Source organism: Actinacidiphila rubida (assembly GCF_900110255.1).
In the GTDB taxonomy this organism is placed as follows: Bacteria; Actinomycetota; Actinomycetes; order Streptomycetales; family Streptomycetaceae; genus Actinacidiphila; species Actinacidiphila rubida.
Genome location: NZ_FODD01000018.1, coordinates 12,876 through 35,194 on the forward strand (window position 1 = coordinate 12,876; position 22,319 = coordinate 35,194).

17 protein-coding genes and 1 tRNA gene are annotated in these 22,319 nt (G+C 68.4%); 3 read left to right on the top strand and 15 right to left on the bottom strand.

The genetic code is table 11. The annotated features are described in order from the left end of the window. Window positions 1-96 precede the first annotated feature (96 nt). The 12 genes from tuf to rplK all read right to left on the bottom strand — a co-directional run bounded on the left by tuf (window position 97) and on the right by rplK (window position 17,103). Window positions 97-1,290, bottom strand: coding sequence for an elongation factor Tu (gene tuf / locus BMW99_RS18725; protein WP_069462601.1), 1,194 nt, complete (start codon window positions 1,288-1,290; stop codon window positions 97-99). A 173-nt stretch (window positions 1,291-1,463) separates the two neighbouring features. Then, the gene (gene fusA, locus BMW99_RS18730) at window positions 1,464-3,590 is read right to left on the bottom strand and encodes an elongation factor G (protein ID WP_069462602.1); all 2,127 of its coding nucleotides are present in this window, start codon (window positions 3,588-3,590) and stop codon (window positions 1,464-1,466) included. 39 nt (window positions 3,591-3,629) lie between these two features. Continuing rightward, entirely contained in the window at window positions 3,630-4,100 is a 471-nt protein-coding gene (gene rpsG, locus BMW99_RS18735) for a 30S ribosomal protein S7 (RefSeq protein ID WP_069462603.1), read from the bottom strand. A 2-nt stretch (window positions 4,101-4,102) separates the two neighbouring features. Beyond that, window positions 4,103-4,474 carry a 30S ribosomal protein S12 gene (gene rpsL / locus BMW99_RS18740; RefSeq protein WP_014144289.1) on the bottom strand — a complete coding sequence of 124 codons (372 nt, stop codon included), beginning with the start codon at window positions 4,472-4,474 and terminating at the stop codon, window positions 4,103-4,105. A gap of 261 nt (window positions 4,475-4,735) precedes the next feature. Further along, window positions 4,736-5,176 carry a DUF1707 and DUF4190 domain-containing protein gene (locus BMW99_RS18745; protein ID WP_069462604.1) on the bottom strand — a complete coding sequence of 147 codons (441 nt, stop codon included), beginning with the start codon at window positions 5,174-5,176 and terminating at the stop codon, window positions 4,736-4,738. A 91-nt stretch (window positions 5,177-5,267) separates the two neighbouring features. Beyond that, window positions 5,268-9,167, bottom strand: a complete 3,900-nt coding sequence (locus BMW99_RS18750) for a DNA-directed RNA polymerase subunit beta' (protein WP_069462605.1) — start codon at window positions 9,165-9,167, stop codon at window positions 5,268-5,270. 98 nt (window positions 9,168-9,265) lie between these two features. After that, complete coding sequence (rpoB, locus tag BMW99_RS18755; protein ID WP_069462606.1) at window positions 9,266-12,751, bottom strand: DNA-directed RNA polymerase subunit beta; 3,486 nt, start codon at window positions 12,749-12,751, stop codon at window positions 9,266-9,268. A gap of 583 nt (window positions 12,752-13,334) precedes the next feature. Next, the gene (gene rplL, locus BMW99_RS18760) at window positions 13,335-13,721 is read right to left on the bottom strand and encodes a 50S ribosomal protein L7/L12 (protein ID WP_069462607.1); all 387 of its coding nucleotides are present in this window, start codon (window positions 13,719-13,721) and stop codon (window positions 13,335-13,337) included. A 113-nt stretch (window positions 13,722-13,834) separates the two neighbouring features. Further along, window positions 13,835-14,365, bottom strand: a complete 531-nt coding sequence (rplJ, locus tag BMW99_RS18765; protein WP_069462608.1) for a 50S ribosomal protein L10 — start codon at window positions 14,363-14,365, stop codon at window positions 13,835-13,837. A gap of 290 nt (window positions 14,366-14,655) precedes the next feature. Next, a complete protein-coding gene (locus BMW99_RS18770) occupies window positions 14,656-15,540 on the bottom strand; it encodes a LolA-like protein (RefSeq protein ID WP_069462609.1) in 885 nt (294 codons plus the stop codon). 140 nt (window positions 15,541-15,680) lie between these two features. Then, window positions 15,681-16,406 (bottom strand): 50S ribosomal protein L1, encoded by a 726-nt coding sequence (gene rplA / locus BMW99_RS18775; protein ID WP_069462610.1) that lies wholly within the window; start codon window positions 16,404-16,406, stop codon window positions 15,681-15,683. A 262-nt stretch (window positions 16,407-16,668) separates the two neighbouring features. Then, on the bottom strand, window positions 16,669-17,103 hold the full coding sequence (rplK, locus tag BMW99_RS18780; protein ID WP_069462611.1) for a 50S ribosomal protein L11: 435 nt from the start codon (window positions 17,101-17,103) through the stop codon (window positions 16,669-16,671). A 192-nt stretch (window positions 17,104-17,295) separates the two neighbouring features. Between rplK and BMW99_RS18785 the strand changes: the two genes are divergently transcribed. Continuing rightward, complete coding sequence (locus tag BMW99_RS18785; RefSeq protein ID WP_069462612.1) at window positions 17,296-18,090, top strand: SGNH/GDSL hydrolase family protein; 795 nt, start codon at window positions 17,296-17,298, stop codon at window positions 18,088-18,090. A 172-nt stretch (window positions 18,091-18,262) separates the two neighbouring features. On the opposite strand, the gene nusG is transcribed toward BMW99_RS18785, so the two are convergent. From nusG to BMW99_RS18800, 3 genes are all read right to left on the bottom strand, one after another. Beyond that, window positions 18,263-19,156 carry a transcription termination/antitermination protein NusG gene (gene nusG / locus BMW99_RS18790; protein WP_069462613.1) on the bottom strand — a complete coding sequence of 298 codons (894 nt, stop codon included), beginning with the start codon at window positions 19,154-19,156 and terminating at the stop codon, window positions 18,263-18,265. A 77-nt stretch (window positions 19,157-19,233) separates the two neighbouring features. Further along, a complete protein-coding gene (gene secE / locus BMW99_RS18795) occupies window positions 19,234-19,527 on the bottom strand; it encodes a preprotein translocase subunit SecE (RefSeq protein WP_069462614.1) in 294 nt (97 codons plus the stop codon). A gap of 96 nt (window positions 19,528-19,623) precedes the next feature. Continuing rightward, a tRNA-Trp gene (locus BMW99_RS18800) sits at window positions 19,624-19,696 on the bottom strand. 171 nt (window positions 19,697-19,867) lie between these two features. Between BMW99_RS18800 and BMW99_RS18805 the strand changes: the two genes are divergently transcribed. Both BMW99_RS18805 and BMW99_RS18810 read left to right on the top strand, forming a co-directional pair. After that, window positions 19,868-21,127, top strand: a complete 1,260-nt coding sequence (locus BMW99_RS18805) for a pyridoxal phosphate-dependent aminotransferase (RefSeq protein WP_069462615.1) — start codon at window positions 19,868-19,870, stop codon at window positions 21,125-21,127. Window positions 21,128-21,213: 86 nt separating this feature from the next. After that, entirely contained in the window at window positions 21,214-22,284 is a 1,071-nt protein-coding gene (locus BMW99_RS18810; protein ID WP_069462616.1) for an adenosine deaminase, read from the top strand. The last annotated feature ends 35 nt before the right edge of the window (window positions 22,285-22,319 follow it).

Here is a 22,319-nt window from a genome sequence, read left to right on the forward strand (position 1 = left end):
CCCGCGCCTGGCGCGCGGCCGCGGGAACGCCGAAGGGCCCCGAGTGCGGATGCACTCGGGGCCCTTCGCACGGCTAGGCCCGCCGCGGGCGCGAGGTCACTTGTTGATCTTGGTGACCTGGCCGGCGCCGACGGTCCGGCCACCCTCGCGGATGGCGAACTTCAGGCCCTCTTCCATGGCGATCGGCTGGATCAGCTGAACCGTCATGGCGGTGTTGTCGCCCGGCATGACCATCTCGGTGCCCTCGGGGAGGGTCACGACGCCGGTCACGTCCGTGGTACGGAAGTAGAACTGCGGGCGGTAGTTGTTGAAGAACGGCGTGTGGCGGCCACCCTCGTCCTTCGACAGGATGTAGGCCTGGGCCTCGAAGTCGGTGTGCGGCGTGACCGAACCCGGCTTGATGATGACCTGGCCGCGCTCGACGTCCTCGCGCTTGATGCCGCGGAGCAGCAGACCGACGTTCTCACCGGCCTGGCCCTCGTCGAGCAGCTTGCGGAACATCTCGATGCCGGTGACCGTGGTGGTGGTCTTCTCGGTCTTGATACCGATGATGTCCACGGTCTCGTTGACCTTGAGGATGCCACGCTCGATACGACCGGTGACGACGGTGCCACGACCGGTGATCGTGAAGACGTCCTCGATCGGCATCAGGAACGGCTTGTCGACGTCACGCTCGGGGGTCGGGATCGCCTCGTCCACGGCCGACATGAGGCCGAGGAGCTTCTCGCCCCACTCCTTGTCGCCCTCGAGGGCCTTGAGCGCGGAGACGCGCACGACCGGCAGGTCGTCGCCCGGGAACTCGTACTCGGAGAGCAGCTCGCGGACCTCGAGCTCGACGAGCTCCAGGATCTCCTCGTCGTCCACCATGTCGGCCTTGTTCAGGGCCACCACGATGTAGGGAACGCCGACCTGGCGGGCCAGGAGCACGTGCTCCTTGGTCTGCGGCATCGGGCCGTCGGTCGCGGCGACCACCAGGATCGCGCCGTCCATCTGCGCGGCACCGGTGATCATGTTCTTGATGTAGTCCGCGTGACCGGGGCAGTCGACGTGGGCGTAGTGACGCGACTCGGTCTGGTACTCGACGTGCGCGATGGAGATGGTGATACCGCGCTGGCGCTCCTCGGGAGCCTTGTCGATCTGGTCGAAGGCCGAAGCCTCGTTCAGGTCCGGGTACGCGTCGTGCAGCACCTTGGTGATCGCCGCGGTAAGGGTCGTCTTACCGTGGTCGATGTGACCGATGGTGCCGATGTTGACGTGCGGCTTAGTCCGCTCGAACTTCGCCTTCGCCACTGGGGTCCTCCTGGGAGTGGATCTGTACGCCTTGCTTCATCGGCGCCAGGTGATCTTTGCTGGAATGCCGACTGCCGGGGTATTTCCGGTACTCCGGTACGAACGCACCGGAAATACCCCGAAGCCTGCTGTCAAGCCTAAGGGGTGGGAGACACCGCGAAAGAAACGCGGTCCTACTCGCCCTTGGCCTTCGCGATGATCTCCTCGGCGACGTTCCGCGGAACCTCGGCGTAGGAGTCGAACTGCATGGAGTAGCTGGCCCGGCCCGAGGTCTTCGACCGCAGGTCGCCGACGTAGCCGAACATCTCGGACAGCGGGACCAGGCCCTTGACGACCCGGGCGCCGCTGCGCTCCTCCATGGCCTGGATCTGGCCACGGCGGGAGTTGAGGTCGCCGATGACGTCGCCCATGTAGTCCTCGGGCGTGGTGACCTCGACGGCCATCATCGGCTCGAGGAGCACGGGGCTGGCCTTGCGCGCGGCCTCCTTGAAGGCCTGCGAGCCGGCGATCTTGAAGGCGAGCTCCGAGGAGTCCACCTCGTGGAAGGCGCCGTCGTGCAGGATGACCCGCACGCCCACCATCTCGTAGCCGGCCAGGATGCCGAACTTCATGGCCTCCTGCGCACCGGCGTCCACCGACGGGATGTACTCGCGGGGGATGCGGCCACCGGTGACCTTGTTGACGAACTCGTAGGAAGCGTCGCCGCCCTCGATGGGCTCGATGCCGATCTGCACCTTCGCGAACTGACCGGTACCACCGGTCTGCTTCTTGTGGGTGTAGTCGACCCGCTCGACCGCCTTGCGGATGGTCTCGCGGTACGCGACCTGCGGCTTGCCGACGTTGGCCTCGACCTTGAACTCGCGCCGCATGCGGTCGACCAGCACCTCGAGGTGCAGCTCGCCCATGCCGCCGATGATGGTCTGGCCGGTCTCCTCGTCCGAGTGGACCTGGAAGGAGGGGTCCTCCTCCGCGAGACGCTGGATGGCGACACCCAGCTTCTCCTGGTCACCCTTGGACTTGGGCTCGATCGCGACCTGGATGACCGGCGCCGGGAAGTCCATCGACTCCAGGATGACCGGGTTCTTGTCGTCGCACAGCGTCTCACCGGTGGTGGTCTGCTTCAGGCCCATGACGGCGACGATGTCGCCGGCGCCCACCGAGTCGATCTCCTCACGCTTGTTCGCGTGCATGCGGTAGATCTTGCCGATGCGCTCCTTCTTGCCCTTCACCGAGTTCAGCACGGCCGAACCCGCCTCGAGGCGACCGGAGTAGATCCGGACGAAGGTGAGCTTGCCCAGGTGGGGGTCGCTCATGATCTTGAACGCGAGAGCCGACAGCGGCTCGTCGTCCGACGGCTTGCGCGTCACGACCTGCTCCGCGTCGTTCACCGCGTGGCCCTCGATGGCCTCGATGTCGACGGGAGAGGGCAGGTAGCGCACGACCGCGTCGAGCAGGGGCTGCACGCCCTTGTTCTTGAACGCGGTACCGCAGAACACGGGGGTGACGGTGGTGCCGCCGCCCTTGCCGGAGTTGATGGTGATGCGGCGGATCGCCGCGTACAGCTGGTCCTCGGTGGGCTCGGTGCCCTCGAGGTACAGCTCCATCATGTCGTCGTCGTTCTCGGCGACGGCTTCCAGCAGCTTGCCGCGCCACTCGTCGGCCGCCTCGGTGTGCGTGGCCGGGATGTCGACGGTGTCGTACATCTCGCCCTTGGTCGCCTCGGCGGACCACACCAGGGCCTTCATGCGGACGAGGTCGACCACGCCCTTGAAGTCGGCCTCGGCGCCGATCGGCAGCTGCATCACGATCGGGGTCGCGCCGAGGCGGTCCACGATCATGTCGACGCAGCGGTGGAACTCGGCGCCGGTACGGTCGAGCTTGTTGACGAAGCAGATGCGGGGAACGCCGTAACGGTCGGCCTGACGCCAGACCGTCTCGGACTGCGGCTCCACACCGGCGACGCCGTCGAACACCGTCACGGCACCGTCGAGCACGCGGAGCGAACGCTCCACCTCGACGGTGAAGTCGACGTGCCCGGGGGTGTCGATGATGTTGATCGTGTGATCGACATCGTTCAGGGGCCAGTGACAGGTGGTCGCGGCGGACGTGATCGTGATGCCGCGCTCCTGCTCCTGCTCCATCCAGTCCATCGTGGCAGCGCCGTCGTGGACTTCACCGATCTTGTAGGAAACACCGGTGTAGAACAGGATCCGCTCGGTGGTCGTCGTCTTGCCCGCGTCGATGTGGGCCATGATCCCGATGTTGCGGACCCTGGCCAGGTCAAGCGAAGTGGTGGCCATGTGGCTCAGTCTTCTCTCGGTTCTCGATGGGGTTGCTGACTACCAGCGGTAGTGCGCGAAGGCCTTGTTGGACTCGGCCATCTTGTGCGTGTCCTCGCGGCGCTTCACCGAGGCGCCCAGACCGTTGCTGGCGTCGAGGATCTCGTTCATCAGACGCTCGGTCATGGTCTTCTCGCGACGCGCGCGGGAGTAGCCGACCATCCAGCGCAGCGCCAGGGTGTTCTGGCGGCCCGGACGGACCTCGACCGGCACCTGGTAGGTCGCGCCGCCGACGCGGCGGGACTTGACCTCGAGGGTCGGCTTGATGTTCTCGAGTGCGCGCTTCAGCGTGATGACCGGGTCGGCGCCGGACTTCTCGCGGACGCCCTCGAGAGCGCCGTACACGATGCGCTCGGCGGTGGAGCGCTTCCCGTGCAGGAGGATCTTGTTGACGAGGGACGTCACCAGCGGGGAGCCGTAAACCGGGTCGATGATGACCGGGCGCTTCGGGGCGGGGCCCTTACGAGGCATTCTTACTTCTCCTTCTTGGCGCCGTAGCGGCTGCGGGCCTGCTTACGGTTCTTGACGCCCTGCGTGTCGAGGGAACCGCGGATGATCTTGTAGCGAACACCCGGCAGGTCCTTCACACGGCCACCGCGCACGAGCACGATCGAGTGCTCCTGCAGGTTGTGGCCCTCACCCGGGATGTAAGCGGTGACCTCGATGCCGCTGGTGAGGCGCACACGGGCGACCTTGCGCAGCGCCGAGTTCGGCTTCTTGGGGGTGGTCGTGTACACACGCGTGCAGACGCCACGGCGCTGGGGGGACCCCTTCAGCGCGGGCGTCTTGTTCTTCTCGACCTTGTCCTGCCGGCCCTTCCGGACCAGCTGCTGGATCGTAGGCACCGTTTCTCCGGTTTCTGTGTGCCGATCTCGATACTTCTAACCTGGGGACCGACCCACGCGGTCGGGTGTGTCGCGCACCTCGCACATATTCCGAAAATCCCGGAAGGGTGCTGGATGCGGGTGTCACGGGCCTCGGGGCTCCCGTGCGGTCCGACGGCACGCACAAGAACCCGGGCACACCCCAGGCACAAGGTCAGAGCGTACCTACCGCATCGGCTGCGGTCAAAACAAATGCATACGGGCCCGAAACGCCCCCCGGTCTCACCCTCCGGACGCCACCATCACGATGGCCAGGACGATCACCGCGAGGGACACCGCCAGCGCCGCGGAGACGATGTAGCCGAGCACCAGGCCGGCCACCGCCATCCCGTCGCCCTGCTCGCCGGTGCGGCGTATCTGGCGCCTCGCCAGGTGGCCGAGAATCACCGCGGGGATGGCCGGCAGGCCCAGCAGCGTGCCGGCGATGCCGCAGCTCAGCGAGGCGACCGCGTAGGAGTTGGTGCGCGGCGGCCGCAGCGGCGCCGTGACCGACGGCACAGGCCGCGGCACGTCCGCGGTGAGCACGTCCAGCTCCCGGTACGTGCGCGCCTGGAAGACCCGGCCGATCCGGTCCTCGTACTCGGACTGGGTCAACCGGCCTTCCACGAACGCGTCCTTGAGGACGTTCGCCGCGCGGTCCCGATCCGCATCGCCGGCCAGCATCTCTCCATGATGCCGCAGGGCGGCCGCTCCGCGTGGGAGCGACCGCCCTGAGGGACGTGCGTCGAGGACCTCAGGTCCTCACCGGAGGGACTCAGCCGTTGTACGGGCCGTAGTCGTAGTCCTCCAGCGGCACCGCCTGACCGGAGCCCGTGCCGAACGGGCTGTAGTCGATGTCGTCGTAGCCGACGGCCGAGTACATCGCGGCCTTGGCCTCCTCGGTCGGCTCCACCCGGATGTTGCGGTAGCGGGACAGGCCCGTACCGGCCGGGATCAGCTTGCCGATGATGACGTTCTCCTTCAGGCCCAGCAGCGAGTCGGACTTGGCGTGGATCGCCGCGTCCGTCAGCACCCTGGTCGTCTCCTGGAAGGAGGCCGCCGACAGCCACGACTCGGTGGCCAGCGACGCCTTGGTGATACCCATCAGCTGCGGACGACCCGAAGCCGGGTGACCACCCTCGGACACCACACGCCGGTTCTCGGTCTCGAACCGGCCGCGCTCGACCAGCTCGCCGGGCAGCAGCTCCGCGTCGCCCGACTCGATGATCGTCACTCGGCGCAGCATCTGCCGGATGATGATCTCGATGTGCTTGTCGTGGATCGACACACCCTGCGAGTTGTAGACCTTCTGCACTTCCTGCACCAGGTGGATCTGCACCTGACGCTGGCCCAGGATGCGCAGCACGTCGTGCGGGTTGGTGGCACCCACGGTCAGCTTCTCGCCGACCTCGACGTGGTCGCCCTCGCCCACCAGCAGACGGACACGCTTGGAGATCGGGTAGGCGATCTCCTCGGCACCGTCGTCCGGGGTGACGACCATCTTCTTGGTCTTCTCGGTCTCCTCGATCCGCACCCGGCCGGCCGCCTCGGAGATCGGGGCGACACCCTTGGGGACACGGGCCTCGAAGAGCTCGACGACACGCGGCAGACCCTGCGTGATGTCCTCACCGGCGACACCGCCGGTGTGGAAGGTACGCATGGTCAGCTGGGTACCCGGCTCACCGATCGACTGGGCCGCGATGATGCCGACGGCCTCGCCGATGTCCACCAGCTTGCCGGTGGCCAGCGAACGGCCGTAGCAGTAGGCGCAGGTGCCGACGGCCGACTCGCAGGTGAGGATCGAGCGGGTCTTGACCTCCTCGACACCGTGCTGGATCAGCTGCTCGATCAGCACGTCGCCCAGGTCGACGTTGGCGGGCGCGATGACCTTGCCGTCCACCACGACGTCCTCGGCGAGCATCCGCGCGTACACGCTGGTCTCGACGTCCTCGGCCTTGCGCAGCGAGCCGTCCTCGGCCCGCTCCGCGATCCGCAGCTTCAGACCGCGCTCGGTGCCGCAGTCCTCCTCACGGATGATCACGTCCTGCGAGACGTCCACCAGACGACGGGTCAGGTAACCCGAGTCGGCGGTACGCAGGGCGGTGTCGGCCAGACCCTTACGGGCACCGTGCGTGGAGATGAAGTACTCCAGCACGGACAGGCCCTCACGGAAGGACGCCTTGATCGGACGCGGGATGGTCTCGTTCTTGGCGTTCGAGACCAGGCCGCGCATACCCGCGATCTGACGCATCTGCATCATGTTTCCGCGGGCGCCCGAGTCGACCATCATGAAGATCGGGTTGGTCTTCGGGAAGTTGGCGTTCATCGCCGCGGCAACCTCGTTGGTCGCCTTGGTCCAGATGCTGATGAGCTCGTCCGACCGCTCCTGCTTGGTGATCAGACCGCGCTCGTACTGCTTCTGGACCTTCTCGTCCTGCGCCTCGTAGGAGGCGATGATGCCCTTCTTCGCCTCGGGCACCACGACGTCGGAGATGGCCACGGTCACGCCGGACCGGGTCGCCCAGTGGAAGCCGGCCGCCTTCAGGTTGTCGAGCGTCGCCGCCACGATGACCTTCGGGTACCGCTCGGCGAGGTCGTTGACGATCTCGGAGAGCTGCTTCTTGCCGACCGCGTAGTCCACGAACGGGTAGTCCTCGGGCAGCAGCTCGTTGAAGAGCGCGCGGCCCAGGGTCGTCCGCAGGCGGAAGCTGTCGCCCAGCTGGTACGGCTCCTCGCCCTCACCGGGCTCCGGCGGCATCCAGCCACGCGGCGGGACGGTGCCCACCGGGAAGCGGATGTCGATCGGCGCCTGCATCGACAGCTCACGGTTGTCGAACGCCATGATCGCCTCGGCGGCGGACCCGAACGCGCGGCCCTCACCCTTGACCTCGCGCTCCTCGGAGTCCGTGGTCAGGAAGAACAGGCCGAGCACCATGTCCTGGGTCGGCATGGTGACCGGACGGCCGTCGGCCGGCTTGAGGATGTTGTTCGAGGACAGCATCAGGATGCGGGCCTCGGCCTGCGCCTCCGCGGACAGCGGCAGGTGCACGGCCATCTGGTCACCGTCGAAGTCCGCGTTGAACGCGGTGCAGACGAGCGGGTGGATCTGGATGGCCTTGCCCTCGACCAGCTGCGGCTCGAAGGCCTGGATGCCCAGGCGGTGCAGCGTCGGCGCACGGTTCAGCAGCACCGGGTGCTCGGCGATGACCTCTTCCAGCACGTCGTACACGACCGTGCGGCCGCGCTCGACCATGCGCTTGGCCGACTTGATGTTCTGCGCGTGGTTCAGGTCCACCAGGCGCTTCATCACGAACGGCTTGAAGAGCTCCAGCGCCATGGCCTTCGGCAGGCCGCACTGGTGCAGCTTGAGCTGCGGGCCGACGACGATCACCGAACGGGCGGAGTAGTCGACGCGCTTGCCGAGCAGGTTCTGGCGGAACCGGCCCTGCTTGCCCTTGAGCATGTCGGACAGCGACTTCAGCGGACGGTTGCCGGGGCCCGTCACCGGGCGGCCGCGGCGGCCGTTGTCGAAGAGCGCGTCCACGGCCTCCTGGAGCATGCGCTTCTCGTTGTTCACGATGATCTCGGGCGCGCCGAGGTCGAGAAGCCGCTTCAGGCGGTTGTTGCGGTTGATGACGCGGCGGTACAGGTCGTTCAGGTCGGAGGTCGCGAAGCGGCCACCGTCCAGCTGCACCATCGGACGCAGGTCCGGCGGGATCACCGGGACGCAGTCCAGCACCATGCCGTTGGGCTTGTTGGTGGTCTGCAGGAAGGCGGAGACGACCTTGAGGCGCTTGAGCGCACGGGTCTTCTTCTGGCCCTTGCCGGTGCGGATGATCTCGCGGAGGCGCTCGGCCTCCTCGTCCAGGTCGAAGGACTCCAGGCGCTTCTGCAGCGCCGCGGCACCCATCGAGCCCTGGAAGTACGTGCCGAAGCGGTCCCGCAGCTCGCGGTAGAGCAGCTCGTCGCCCTCCAGGTCCTGGACCTTGAGGTTCTTGAAGCGGGCCCACACCTCGTCGAGCCGGTCCAGCTCGCGCTGGGCACGGTCGCGCAGCTGCTTCATCTCGCGCTCGGCGCCCTCGCGCACCTTGCGGCGCACGTCGGCCTTGGCGCCCTCGTTCTCCAGCTCGCCCAGGTCCGCCTCGAGCTTCTTCTGGCGGCCCTCGACGTCGGCGTCACGGCGCTGCTCGATCTGCTGGCGCTCGACGGAGACCTGGGCCTCCAGCGACGGCAGGTCACGGGTGCGGCGCTCGTCGTCCACCCACGTGATCATGTACGCCGCGAAGTAGATGACCTTCTCCAGGTCCTTCGGGGCGAGGTCGAGCAGGTAGCCGAGGCGCGACGGAACGCCCTTGAAGTACCAGATGTGCGTGACCGGGGCGGCCAGCTCGATGTGGCCCATCCGCTCACGGCGCACCTTGGCGCGGGTCACCTCGACACCGCACCGCTCACAGATGATGCCCTTGAAGCGGACACGCTTGTACTTGCCGCAGTAGCACTCCCAGTCCCGGGTGGGGCCGAAGATCTTCTCGCAGAAGAGCCCGTCCTTTTCCGGCTTGAGGGTGCGGTAGTTGATCGTCTCCGGCTTCTTGACTTCGCCGTGAGACCAGGTCCGGATGTCGTCCGCGGTGGCCAGGCCGATCCGCAGCTCGTCGAAGAAGTTGACGTCGAGCACTGTGTCGTCAATCCCTCTCAGGGTTGATTCTCAAATGGTCTGAACGGGTCGTGGGGGCCGCCGGGGGCCTGGATGTCCAGGCCCCCCGGCGGTACCCGTCAGACCTCTTCGACGCTGCTCGGCTCGCGCCGGGACAGGTCGATTCCGAGCTCTTCCGCGGCGCGGAACACGTCCTCGTCGGTGTCCCGCATCTCGATGGACATGCCGTCCGAGGACAGCACCTCCACGTTGAGGCACAGGGACTGCATCTCCTTGATGAGCACCTTGAAGGACTCGGGGATGCCGGGCTCGGGGATGTTCTCGCCCTTGACGATCGCCTCGTACACCTTCACGCGGCCGAGGACGTCGTCGGACTTGATGGTCAGCAGTTCCTGGAGCGCGTATGCGGCGCCGTACGCCTCCAGCGCCCACACCTCCATCTCGCCGAAGCGCTGCCCGCCGAACTGTGCCTTACCACCCAGCGGCTGCTGGGTGATCATCGAGTACGGGCCGGTGGACCGGGCGTGCAGCTTGTCGTCCACCAGGTGGTGCAGCTTGAGGATGTACATGTACCCGACCGAGATCGGGTCCGGGAACGGCTCGCCGGAGCGGCCGTCGAACATCCGCGCCTTGCCGGACGGCAGCACCAGGCGGTCGCCGTCGCGGTTGGGGATCGTGGACTCGAAGAGGCCGGCGATCTCGTCCTCGCGGGCACCGTCGAAGACCGGGGTGGCCACGTTGGTGTCCGCGGCCACCTGGTCGGCGTCGATCGCCTGCAGGCGGCGCGCCCACTCCTCGCCGATGCCGGAGACGTCCCAGCCCTGCTTGGCCAGCCAGCCGAGGTGGATCTCCAGCACCTGTCCCGGGTTCATGCGGGACGGGACGCCGAGCGGGTTGAGGATGATGTCGACCGGGGTGCCGTCCTCCAGGAACGGCATGTCCTCGACCGGCAGGATCTTGGAGATGACGCCCTTGTTGCCGTGGCGGCCGGCCAGCTTGTCGCCGTCCGTGATCTTGCGCTTCTGCGCCACGTAGACGCGCACCAGCTGGTTGACGCCGGGCGGCAGCTCGTCGCCCTCCTCGCGGTCGAAGACGCGCACGCCGATGACCTTGCCGGTCTCGCCGTGCGGCACCTTCAGCGAGGTGTCGCGGACCTCACGGGCCTTCTCGCCGAAGATCGCGCGCAGCAGGCGCTCCTCCGGGGTCAGCTCGGTCTCGCCCTTCGGGGTGACCTTGCCGACCAGGATGTCGCCGGCGACCACGTCGGCGCCGATCCGGATGATGCCGCGCTCGTCGAGGTCGGCGAGGACCTCCTCGGAGACGTTCGGGATGTCCCGGGTGATCTCCTCGGGGCCCAGCTTGGTGTCACGGGCGTCGACCTCGTGCTCCTCGATGTGGATCGAGGAGAGGACGTCGTCCTGCACCAGACGCTGGGAGAGGATGATCGCGTCCTCGTAGTTGTGGCCCTCCCACGGCATGAACGCGACGAGCAGGTTCTTGCCGAGCGCCATCTCCCCTTCCTCGGTGGAGGGGCCGTCGGCCAGCACCTGGCCGGCGATGACGCGGGCGCCCTCGTCCACCTGCACCTTCTGGTTGAAGGAGGTGCCCTGGTTGGAGCGGGAGAACTTGGCGATCCGGTACGTGGTGTACGTGCCGTCGTCGTTGGTGACGGTGACGTAGTCCGCGGAGACCTCCTGGACCACACCGTCCTTCTCGGCCTTGATCACGTCGCCGGCGTCGACCGCGCAGCGGTACTCCATGCCGGTGCCGACCAGCGGCGCCTCGGCCTTGATCAGCGGCACGGCCTGGCGCATCATGTTCGCGCCCATCAGGGCGCGGTTGGCGTCGTCGTGCTCGAGGAACGGGATCATGGCGGTCGCGACCGACACCATCTGGCGCGGCGAGACGTCCATGTAGTCGACGTCGTCGCCGGGGATGTAGTCGATCTCGCCGCCGCGGCGGCGGACCAGCACGCGGGACTCGGCGAACCGCAGGTCGTCGGTCAGCGGCGCGTTGGCCTGCGCGATGACGAAGCGGTCCTCCTCGTCGGCGGTCAGGTAGTCGACGTCGTCGGTGACGACACCGTCGACGACCTTGCGGTACGGCGTCTCGATGAAGCCGAACGCGTTGACCCGGCCGTAGGAGGCCAGCGAGCCGATCAGACCGATGTTCGGGCCTTCCGGCGTCTCGATCGGGCACATGCGGCCGTAGTGCGAGGGGTGCACGTCACGGACCTCGAAGCCGGCCCGCTCACGGGACAGGCCACCGGGGCCGAGCGCGTTCAGACGGCGCTTGTGGGTCAGGCCCGACAGCGGGTTCGTCTGGTCCATGAACTGCGACAGCTGGCTGGTGCCGAAGAACTCCTTGATGGAGGCGACGACCGGCCGGATGTTGATCAGGGTCTGCGGCGTGATCGCCTCGACGTCCTGGGTGGTCATGCGCTCGCGCACGACCCGCTCCATACGGGCCAGACCCGTGCGGACCTGGTTCTGGATCAGCTCGCCGACGTTGCGGATGCGGCGGTTGCCGAAGTGGTCGATGTCGTCGACCTCGACCATGATCGAGCGGCCGGAGGCGCCGACCGTCTCGGTCTCACCGGCGTGCAGCTTCACCAGGTACTTGATGGTGGCGAGGATGTCCTCGGTGGTGAGCACGCCGGCGTCCAGCGGCTCGTCCGCGCCGAGCTTCTTGTTGACCTTGTAGCGGCCGACCTTGGCCAGGTCGTAGCGCTTCGGGTTGAAGTACAGGTTCTCCAGCAGCGTCTGCGCGGCCTCCTTGGTCGGCGGCTCGCCCGGACGCAGCTTGCGGTAGATGTCGAGCAGCGCGTCGTCCTGGCCCTGGGTGTGGTCCTTCTCCAGGGTGGCGCGCATCGACTCGTACTCGCCGAACTCCTCGAGGATCTGCTCGGTGCTCCAGCCGAGCGCCTTGAGCAGGACCGTGACCGACTGCTTGCGCTTGCGGTCGATGCGGACACCGACCATGTCGCGCTTGTCGATCTCCATCTCCAGCCAGGCACCCCGGGACGGGATGATCTTGGCGGAGAAGATGTCCTTGTCGGACGTCTTGTCGATCTGGCTGTCGAAGTAGACACCCGGCGAGCGGACCAGCTGCGACACGACGACACGCTCGGTGCCGTTGATGCAGAAGGTGCCCTTGCTCGTCATCAGGGGGAAGTCACCCATGAAGACGGTCTGGGACTTGATCTCACCGGTCTCGTTGTTGGTGAACTCGGCGGTGACGAAGAGCGGCGCGCCGTAGGTGAAGTCGCGCTCCTTGCACTCGTCCAGCGAGTTCTTCGGAGGCTCGAAGCGGTGGTCACGGAACGTGAGCGACATCGACCCGGAGAAGTCCTCGATCGGGGAGATCTCCTCGAAGATCTCCTCCAGACCGGACTTCCTGGGGACGTCCTGCCCACTTTCCAGGGCCGCCTCGACCCGGGCCTTCCACGCGGCGTTGCCGAGCAGCCAGTCAAAGCTCTCGGTCTGGAGCGCGAGGAGGTTCGGAACTTCGAGCGGTTCACGGATCTTCGCGAAAGAGATGCGCAGCGGTGCGGTGCTTGCGCCGTTGTTCGAGTTGGCAGTCGAGGCGTTGCGCGAGGCGGCCAAGAGGGGGTCCTTCCGAGGGCTCGGACTCACTACGCGCATACCGGTCCGCCCCTGAGCCATCCGGGAAAAGCCCTGATGGAGGGCGTCCTCGGCGGTACTCAGATATGGGCATGCCGCTGGTGACGGGCCAGGCAGCAGCTAACAGGCAGCGCAAAGGGTCAGTGTAGCCACTTGGCCCACTGATGTCCAGAGCTGAGATTCGGAGTACCGAATCGTCGCCCCCTCGCCCGTCTCGCGGCGCCGGATCCCCCTCGGAACGGGACCCGGATCCGCACTCGTCTCGCTGCATTGCCATGCATTCCCGCATCTCCGCCGATCCATGCATGCGACCCGTGAGAGAAGCTGCGGGATCCGGGCGGACCTGCGGCCGGCGTGCTGTCTGCCGTACTGCGTGCCTGCTGCCTGCCGTGCTGCCCGCGCCACCCGCGGCCGTGACCGGCCTGCACGGCGGCGCGTCCTGAGAATTGCGCGATGCGTGCCGTACGTCAAGGCCCTGCCGTACCGGAGATCGAAAACGCCCGAGGGCGGCCACCCGATCGGGTGGCCGCCCTCGGGCGGGTGGAGCAGGCGCTCCCCAGAGGTGTTACTTGACCTCGACCGAGGCGCCGGCGCCCTCGAGCGCCTCCTTCGCCTTGTTCGCGGCCTCCTTGTTGGCCTTCTCCAGGACGGGCTTCGGGGCGCCGTCCACGAGGTCCTTGGCCTCCTTCAGACCCAGGGAGGTCAGCTCGCGCACGACCTTGATGACCTGGATCTTCTTCTCGCCGGCGCCGGTGAGGATGACGTCGAACTCGTCCTGCTCCTCGACGGCCTCGGCGGCGGCACCCGCGCCACCCGCGGCCGGGGCGGCGGCGGCGGCGACGGCGGCGGTGACGTCGAACTTGTCCTCGAACGCCTTCACGAACTCGGAGAGCTCGATGAGGGTCATCTCCTCGAACTGCGCGAGCAGGTCGTCCTGGCTGAGCTTCGCCATGGTGGCGGTCCTTCCACTAATTTCGGCTGGTGCCGTATGTACATGTCGGCGGGCAGTCGGCCCGCGGTGACCGCTGCCTGCTAGGTCAGGCGGTGGTCAGAGTGCGAGCCGAATTACTCGGCACCGCCCTGCTCGGCCTTCTTGGCGCGAAGCGCGTCCGCGGTGCGGACGAACTTCGACGGAAGCGCCTGGAAGAGCGCGGCAGCCTGGGACTGCTTGCCCTTCAGGGCGCCCGCCAGCTTGGCGAGCAGAACCTCGCGGGACTCGAGGTCCGCAAGCTTCTTGATCTCGTCGGCGGACAGCGCCTTGCCGTCAAGGACACCGCCCTTGATGACGAGAGCGGGGTTCTCCTTGGCGAAGTCGCGCAGACCCTTCGCCGCCTCCACCGGGTCACCGGTGACGAAGGCGACGGCCGACGGACCCGCGAACAGGTCGTCGAGCGAGCTGATCCCGGCCTCGTTGGCCGCGATCTTGGTCAGCGTGTTCTTCACCACGGCGTACGTGGCGTTCTCACCGAGCGAACGGCGCAGCGTCTTGAGCTGCGCCACGGTGAGACCGCGGTACTCGGTCAGCACAGCGGCGTTCGAGGAGCGGAACTGGTCCGTCAACTCGGCAACCGAGGCAGCCTTGTCAGGCCTCGCCATGAGTCTCGGCCTCCTTCCGGGTGATTGCGGACCGCCCGGCTGTGAAGGAGGGGACTTCGAACGACGAACGCCCCGGCGCAGGCGCACGGGGCGTGACTCGACGGGCTCGCGAACGCTCCCGGAGTACGATCCAACGTCACCTGCGCGGGCCGTCCGCGTTCAGCGGATCCTTCGGCCGTCCCACCCTTGCGGGCACGACGACAACCTGCGGTCTTTGGCTTCTCCGAGAGCGTACGGGACCGGCCCCCCGCGGAGCAAATCGCCCCCGGAGGGCCGGCGGCCCGGGTGCGTCAGGACGTCGCGGGGGTCGCCTGCCGGGCCACCTCGGCGAAGTCCGCCGTGTCCGACGCCGGCGGCGCCGTCACGCGCACGGCGGTACCGAAGTGCGCGTAGTAGACGGTGCTGCTCATGACGCCGGCCTTCGTCGTCACCCGGGTCACCACCTTGACGGGCAGACCGTCCTTCGACACCCACAGGTCGACCGACTCGGCCGTCGCCCCCTGGGCGGCCAGCCGCTGCTTGAGCCGGGCCCGGACGGCCGCGCTCACCCCGGGCAGCCGGTCCGCGAGCCGCGCCGTGTCGAGGGTGCCCGCGTAGTGCGTGGCCGTCACCCCGCGCACGGACTCGACCCCGGCCTTCCGCAGGTCCCGGGACGCGAGCACCGACGCCACCGACTGCACCGGATCCGCGTTCTCGGCCAGGCTCCTGAGGTACGCGCTGCTCGCGCCCTGCGCGCCGGGCAGGTCGCCCCAGCCGTAGCGGAGCCAGTGCCTGCCGTGCATCAGCGAGGTGACCTCCGGTGCGTCGAACCGCACGAAGAACGCGTCCGGCAGGAACCGCACCTGCTCCGTGTCCGGCACGCTCCGCTGCCGCAGCGCCGACGCGGCCTGCCCGCCGGTGACGTGCACGGTCATCGCCGCGTTGACGCCGTGCGACCAGTCGTACGAGCCGGTCATGGTCATCGACACGGTGCCGCCGAACGACTCGGTGCTCTCGACGGTCGCGGTGTGGACCTCGCTGGTCCGCTTCTGCGCCACGTCCAGCGCCTTGACGGCCTGCGCCGCGGAGTTCCCGCCGGCGGCCGAGGCCACGGCGCCCAGCGGCCCGCAGGCGGACAGGGACAGCAGGACGGCGGCGGCCGCCGCGACGGACGCGGCGGCCTTGACGGTACGCATGGGTTCCCCCCCAACGCGTGGGAGGCCCACTGCCACCCGGAGCAGCGGCACAGTACCGCACGCGCCGCACAACGCGACGGCGCCCCGCCCCCGGTGTGACCGGGGGCGGGGCGCCGCTGGAACGCTGCGAACCCTTGGCGTCAGACGGACGCCGGGTCCTCCTCGACGAGGAGGTTGCGGGTGCGGTTGGGGTCGACCAGGATGCCGGGGCCCATGGTGGTGGACACCGCCGCCTTCTTGACGTACCGGCCCTTGGCCGCGGACGGCTTCAGACGGAGGATCTCCTCCAGGGCCGCCGCGTAGTTCTCCACCAGCTGCGTGTCGTCGAACGACACCTTGCCGATGATGAAGTGCAGGTTCGAGTGCTTGTCGACGCGGAACTCGATCTTGCCGCCCTTGATCTCCGTGACCGCCTTCGCCACGTCGGGCGTCACGGTGCCGGTCTTCGGGTTCGGCATCAGGCCACGGGGACCGAGCACGCGGCCCAGGCGGCCGACCTTGCCCATGAGGTCCGGGGTGGCGACGACGGCGTCGAAGTCCAGCCGGCCCTTCGCCACCTCGTCGATCAGTTCGTCGGAGCCGACGATGTCGGCTCCCGCGGCTTCCGCGGCCGCGGCACGGTCACCGGTCGCGAAGACCAGGACCCGGGCGGTCTTGCCGGTGCCGTGCGGGAGGTTCACGGTGCCACGAACCATCTGGTCGGCCTTGCGCGGGTCGACACCCAGGCGGAAGGCGACCTCGACGGTCGAGTCGAACTTGGTGCTGGACGTCTCCTTGGCGAGACGGACGGCCTCCAGGGGCCCGTACAGGCGCTCCCGGTCGATCTTGGCGTCCGCAGCGCGGAGAGACTTGCTGCGCTTGCTCACTGCTGCTCCTACGTTTCTCTGGAGTCGTGGTGTGGGGCCGAGCAGGCCCTGCCACTGCGTGCTTGGTCTACGGGGTGAGGACGTCAGCCCGGGCTTCTCTTCGCTCGGGCTTCCTGCTCACTCGCTCCGCGGACGGCCTCGTTCCTCGGCCGGCCACTGCGCGAGCTCGGACGTCAGCCCTGGCTTCTTTCGCTCGGGCTTCCTGCTCACTCGCTCCGCGGACGGCCTCGTTCCTCGGCCGGCCACTGCGCGAGCTCGGACGTCAGCCCTCGACCGTGATGCCCATGGAACGAGCCGTACCCGCGATGATCTTCTCCGCGGCGTCCAGGTCGTTGGCGTTGAGGTCGGGGAGCTTGGTGGTGGCGATCTCCCGGACCTGGTCGCGCGTCAGCTTCGCGACCTTGGTCTTGTGGGGCTCGCCGGAGCCCTTGTCCACGCCCGCGGCCTTCAGGATGAGCTTCGCGGCCGGCGGGGTCTTGGTGATGAACGTGAAGGTACGGTCCTCGTAGACCGTGATCTCCACCGGGATCACCATGCCGCGCTGCGACTCGGTGGCCGCGTTGTAGGCCTTGCAGAACTCCATGATGTTCACGCCGTGCTGGCCCAGCGCGGGGCCGACCGGCGGGGCCGGGTTGGCCGCACCAGCGTTGATCTGGAGCTTGATCAGCCCCGTGACCTTCTTCTTCTTGGGAGGCATTGCTCTCTCTCCGGGTCTTGTTGAGAGTTTCCATACCTGCGAGCAGGCATACCGCACCACGATAACGGGTAGCGCCCGATGCTCCTAATGAACGTCTTGTCTACGCGGGAAGAATCTTTGACATGAACACTTCCCATGGTCGGGTTCCGCTTGCTACCAAGTGGTAGCCAGCTTTCCTGCCATGGAGGTTCCGTGAGACTGACCAAGTCGTTAGCAGCCTTCGCCACCCTGGTCCTCGCCGTCGTGTTCGGCGTGGTCGCCGCGGGTCCGGCCAACGCGGCCGGCCCCGCCTACGTGGCGCTGGGGGACTCGTACTCGGCCGGCAACGGCGCGGGGAACTACGACAGCGCGAGCGGCAACTGCCACCGCAGCTTCAGCGCGTACCCCTACCTGTGGAAGAACGCGCACGCGCCCTCCTCGTTCAGTGACACCGCGTGTTCCGGCGCGGTGACCACGGACGTGACCAACAGCCAGCTCGGCCCGCTCAACGCGTCCACCGGCCTGGTGTCCCTCACCATCGGCGGCAACGACGCGGGCTTCTCCGACGTCATGACCACCTGCGTGACGGGCTCGGACAGCGACTGCGTCAACCGCGTCAACACCGCCGAGAGCTACGTCCGGAGCACCCTGCCGGGCCGGCTGGACGCGGTCTACAACGCGATCCGCGCGAAGGCGCCCAACGCCAAGGTCGTGGTGCTGGGCTACCCGGACATGTACACCCTCAACGTCTTCTGCATCGGCATGAGCGCCACCAAGCACCAGAAGATCGACGAGGCGGCGGACCTGATCGACACCACCACGGCCTCCGTGGCGGCCTCCCACGGCTTCGTCTTCGGCGACGTCCGGACCACCTTCAAGGGCCACGAGCTCTGCTCGGGCGACGACTACCTGCACTCGCTCGTCATCTCCCCCAGCTGGGAGTCCTACCACCCGACCGCGACCGGCCACTCCTCCGGCTACTACCCCGTGTTCAACTCCAAGGCCTGACCAGCGCCACCCGCACTGAAGAGGGGTGCCAGCCCCGGCACCGCCGGCCCTCTGGCACCCCTCTCCATGCGACGCCGACCCCGCCGCGGCTCGATCTGCCGACGGGCGAACGACAGAGCCCCCGACCGGCAGGGAACCTGCGGGCGGGGGCTCCGGTGGAGCGGGAGCAGACCTAGTTCTTCTGGATCTGGTCGAAGCTGAGCTCGACCGGGGTCTCGCGGCCGAAGATCTCGACGAGGCCCTTGACCTTCTTGGAGTCGGGGTTGATCTCGTTGATCGTGGCCTGGAGGGTGGCGAAGGGGCCGTCGGTGACGGTGACCGAGTCGCCGACCTCGAAGTCCAGGACCTGGACCTCGACCTTGCGGGGCTGGGCGGTGCCCTCGGCGATCGCCGCGGCCTCGGCGGCGGCCTCGACCTCGGGGGCGAGCATCTTGACGATCTCGTCCAGCGTCAGCGGGTACGGGTCGTACGCGTTGCCGACGAAGCCGGTGACACCCGGGGTGTTGCGGACGACGCCCCACGACTCGTTCGTCAGGTCCATGCGCACCAGCACGTAGCCGGGGAGCTTGTTCTGGCGGATCGTCTTGCGGTCGCCGTTCTTGATCTGGACGACTTCTTCCTGGGGCACTTCGGCCTGGTAGATGTAGTCCTCGACGTTGAGCGAGACGGCGCGCTGCTCCAGGTTGGACTTCACGCGGTTCTCGTAGCCGGCGTAGGTGTGGATCACGTACCACTCGCCGGGCAGGGTGCGGAGCTCCTCGCGGAACGCGGCCACCGCGTCGACCGGCTCGGCGACCTCGCCGTCACCCGCGTCCTCGGCGTTCTCGTCGTCGGACTCGGCCTCTTCGGCGGCGTCTTCGGAGTCCGCGTCGGCCTCGGCCTCGTCTTCGGAGTCCGCGTCGGCGGCGTCCGCGTCGTGCTCGGCGGCTTCCGCCGCCTCCTCGGCCTCGTCGTGCTCGGCGGTCTCCGCCTCGGTGTCCGCGGTGGTGGCCGCGTCCAGGGCGGTGTCGTCGCCTTCGGCAGACTCGTCGGTGGCGGCGCCGTCGTACACGTTCGGGTCAGACACGGTGACTGCTTCTTCCTGACTTCAAGGGGTGGTTCGTACGGGCGGACGGCCAGAACGATGGGCGCCCCCCGCGGGGATCAGCCGAAGACGTACGAGACGAGCTTCGAGAATCCCCAGTCAACCACGCTGACGAAGGCGATGATGACCACAACGAAGACAATCACCACAGTGGTGTACGTCATCAGGTCGTTGCGGCTCGGCCAGACGACCTTGCGGAGCTCCGCGATGATCTGGCGGTAGAAGAGAGCAAGGCGGCCGAGCGGGCCCTTCTTACCGCGCTTACCTCCGCGGCGGGCCTTCTTGTCGGTCTCCTGGTCATCCTGAGTCGTGCCAGGCTCAGGGACATCGATGGAGTCCGTGATTTCAGTCACTCGTCCTCACCTGACTCCGGTCGTGGCCATGCCGCGCCCGTCGCGCGGTACGGCGAGTGCTTATCCTGCCCACGCCCATGTCCTGGACGTGTGGAGCAGGGCCGGAGGGACTTGAACCCCCAACCGCTGGTTTTGGAGACCAGTGCTCTACCAATTGAGCTACGACCCTTCGACTCCCCCAAAGTACCGCAGCGCGGAAGCCGTGAGGGCCATCGACGGATGAGTGTACGTGTTCAGCGGCTCCAGGTCGAACGCCTTGCTCGCGATCACCTCGAACGAGGTGCCACCAGGTCGGTCAACTCCCGTGCCAGGGGTCCGTCAGGTCTGGGACGATGCAGGCATGAGCGCAGCTACTCCCGCAGCCAGCCCCGCACAACCGCCGGCCTCCGGACCGACCCAGCGGCGTGTCTCCGCCCGCGTCGGGTCGATCTCCGAGTCCGCGACCCTCGCCGTGGACGCCAAGGCCAAGGCCCTCAAGGCCGCCGGGCGCCCGGTCATCGGCTTCGGCGCCGGCGAGCCCGACTTCCCGACGCCCGACTACATCGTCGAGGCCGCGGTCGAGGCGTGCCGCATCCCCAAGTACCACCGCTACACCCCGGCCGGCGGTCTGCCGGAGCTGAAGGCCGCGATCGCCGCCAAGACGCTCCGCGACTCCGGCTACGAGGTCGACGCCTCCCAGGTACTGGTCACCAACGGCGGCAAGCAGGCCATCTACGAGGCGTTCGCCGCGATCCTCGACCCGGGCGACGAGGTCATCGTGCCGGCGCCGTACTGGACCACCTACCCGGAGTCGATCCGGCTGGCCGGCGGCGTGCCCGTCGAGGTCGTCGCGGACGAGACCACCGGTTACCGGGTGTCCGTCGCGCAGCTGGAGGCGGCCCGCACCGAGCGCACCAAGGTCGTGCTGTTCGTGTCGCCGTCCAACCCGACCGGCGCCGTCTACAGCGAGGCCGACTCCGAGGCGATCGGCCGCTGGGCGGTCGAGCACGGCCTGTGGGTGCTGACCGACGAGATCTACGAGCACCTGGTCTACGGCGACGCGACGTTCACCTCGCTGCCGGCGATCGTGCCCGAGCTCCGCGACAAGTGCATCGTCGTCAACGGCGTGGCCAAGACGTACGCCATGACCGGCTGGCGCGTCGGGTGGATCGTCGGCCCGAAGGACGTGGTCAAGGCCGCGACGAACCTGCAGTCGCACGCCACCTCCAACGTCTCCAACGTCGCCCAGGCCGCCGCGCTCGCCGCGGTCACCGGCGACCTGGAGGCCGTCGCCGAGATGCGCGCCGCCTTCGACCGCCGCCGGCAGACCATCGTGCGGATGCTCAACGAGATCGACGGCGTGATCTGCCCGGTCCCCGAGGGCGCGTTCTACGCCTACCCGTCGGTGAAGGCGCTGCTCGGCAAGGAGATCCGCGGCAAGCGCCCGGCCACCTCCAGCGAGCTGGCGGCGCTCATCCTCGACGAGGCCGAGGTCGCGGTGGTGCCCGGCGAGGCCTTCGGCACGCCCGGCTACCTGCGGCTGTCCTACGCCCTGGGCGACGAGGACCTGGTCGAGGGTGTCTCCCGGCTGCAGAAGCTGCTCGGCGAGGCCTCGGACTGACCGCGCGGCCCGCTTCCCTTTTCGGGCGAGCCCCCGTTCGGAGAAAACGGTTCCGGGCGGGGGCCGTCGTGGAGCAGGATCTTGGGATGGAACGCGAGGCACCTACGGCCCGGGACGTCCGGCGCCTTCCCAAAGCACATCTGCACCTGCACTTCACCGGGTCGATGCGCCCGGACACCCTGCTGGAGCTGGCCGACCTCCACGGGGTCCATCTGCCGGAGGCGCTGACGTCGGGCGAGCCGCCCAAGCTCAGCGCCACCGACGAACGCGGCTGGTTCCGCTTCCAGCGGCTCTACGACATCGCCCGCTCGTGCCTGCGCACGCCGGAGGACATCCAGCGGCTGGTGCGCGAGGCCGCGGAGGAGGACGTCGCGGACGGCTCCGGCTGGCTGGAGATCCAGGTCGACCCGACCTCGTACGCGCCGCGGCTCGGCGGCCTGATCCCGACCATCGAGATCATCCTGGACGCCGTGCACACCGCGTCCCGTGACACCGGGCTCGGGATGGCCGTGGTGATCGCCGCGAACCGCATGAAGCACCCGCTGGACGCCCGCACGCTGGCCCGGCTCGCCGTCCGCTACGCCGACCGCGGCGTGGTCGGCTTCGGCCTGTCCAACGACGAACGCCGGGGCCTGGCACGGGACTTCGACCGCGCCTTCGCCATCGCCCGGCACGGCGGCCTGCTGGCCGCACCGCACGGCGGCGAGCTGTCCGGGCCCTCCAGCGTCCGCGACTGCCTGGACGACCTGCACGCGGAGCGGGTGGGCCACGGGGTGCGGGCCGCGGAGGACCCCCGGCTGCTGCGGCGGCTCGCGGAGTCCGGCGTCACCTGTGAGGTCTGCCCGGCCTCCAACGTCGCCCTCGGCGTCTACGGCAAGGCCGAGGACGTCCCCCTTCGGGTGATGTTCGAGGCGGGCGTGCCGATGGCGCTGGGCGCCGACGACCCGCTGCTGTTCGGGTCCCGGCTGGCCGCGCAGTACGGGATCGCCCGCGAGGCCCACGGCTTCAGCGACGCCGAACTGGCCGAGCTGGCACGCCAGTCGGTGCGGGCCTCCCGCGCGCCGCAGGACATCAGGGACCGGATGCTCGCGGACATCGACGCGTGGCTGGCGGATCCCGCGGGCGGGCCCGCCTCGGCCGCGCCGCCGGCGGGCTGACCGCCGACCCCCGGGGCGGCCGCCGCCCCGGGGGT